The 1,027-nt window shown below is 63.7% G+C and carries 3 protein-coding genes; all 3 read left to right on the forward strand.

What is annotated here, in order from left to right:
* Positions 1-524: pyrroloquinoline-quinone synthase PqqC (pqqC, locus tag ASU03_RS20200; protein ID WP_082627357.1), on the forward strand; the 524-nt coding region annotated here is incomplete at its 5' end.
* A complete protein-coding gene (pqqD, locus tag ASU03_RS18730; RefSeq protein WP_032858571.1) occupies positions 521-796 on the forward strand; it encodes a pyrroloquinoline quinone biosynthesis peptide chaperone PqqD in 276 nt (91 codons plus the stop codon). The genes pqqC and pqqD, both read left to right, overlap by 4 nt.
* Positions 789-1,027 (forward strand): radical SAM protein (locus ASU03_RS20205; protein WP_231731644.1); only part of this gene is annotated, 239 nt, incomplete at its 3' end. The genes pqqD and ASU03_RS20205, both read left to right, overlap by 8 nt.

Below are 1,027 nucleotides of genomic sequence, written 5' to 3' on the forward strand. Positions count from 1 at the left end.
TCCAGCGCCTGCTCGATCATGACGGTGCCCCCGGCGAAGACGGCGGCATCGAAGCCTGGCTGCGCCTGGGCCAGGCGGTGGGCCTGGACCCGGATCAACTGCGCTCCCAGGAGCTGGTGCTGCCCGGCGTGCGGTTTGCCGTCGATGCCTACGTCAATTTCGCCCGCCGGGCCAGTTGGCAGGAAGCCGCCAGCAGCTCGCTGACCGAGTTGTTCGCCCCGCACATCCACCAGTCGCGCCTCGACAGCTGGCCCCAGCATTACCCGTGGATCGATCCTGCCGGCTATGAGTATTTCCGCACCCGCCTGGGCCAGGCCCGTCGGGATGTCGAGCACGGGCTGGCGATCACGCTTGCGCACTACACCCGCCGCGCCGGCCAGGAGCGGATGCTGGAGATTCTCCAGTTCAAACTCGACATTCTTTGGAGCATGCTCGATGCCATGAGCATGGCCTACGAACTGAACCGCCCGCCTTATCACAGCGTGACCGCGCAACGGGTCTGGCATAAAGGGATCACCCTATGAGTTTCGACCGCAGCAAAAAACCGACCTGGCGCCAGGGCTACCGCTACCAGTACGAGCCGGCGCAGAAGGGCCATGTGTTGCTGTACCCAGAAGGCATGATCAAGCTCAACGACAGTGCCGCGTTGATTGGTGGCTTGATCGACGGAGAGCGCAGTGTGGCGGCCATCATTGGCGAGCTGGAACAGCAATTCCCCGGCGTACCCGAACTCGGTGAAGACATCGAGCAATTCATGGAGGTGGCGCGTGCAGAGCACTGGATCGAACTTGCCTGAGCTGCCGCCCAAGCCCGAGATTGGCCTGCCGTTATGGTTGCTTGCCGAGCTGACCTATCGCTGCCCGCTGCAATGCCCGTACTGCTCCAACCCGCTGGATTTCGCCGAGCAGGGCAAGGAGTTGAGTACCGAGCAGTGGATCAAGGTGTTTCGCGAGGCCCGGGAAATGGGCGCGGCACAACTGGGGTTTTCCGGCGGTGAGCCGCTGGTGCGCCAGGACCTCGCCCGATC

The sequence above is a fragment of the Colwellia sp. TT2012 genome, from assembly GCF_001440345.1.
Taxonomy (GTDB): domain Bacteria; phylum Pseudomonadota; class Gammaproteobacteria; order Enterobacterales; family Alteromonadaceae; genus Colwellia.

Excerpts from the sequence above, each read along its gene's own strand:
- pqqD (WP_032858571.1), top strand. The coding sequence starts at position 521 with ATGAGTTTCGACCGCAGCAAAAAACCGACCTGGCGCCAGGGCTACCGC.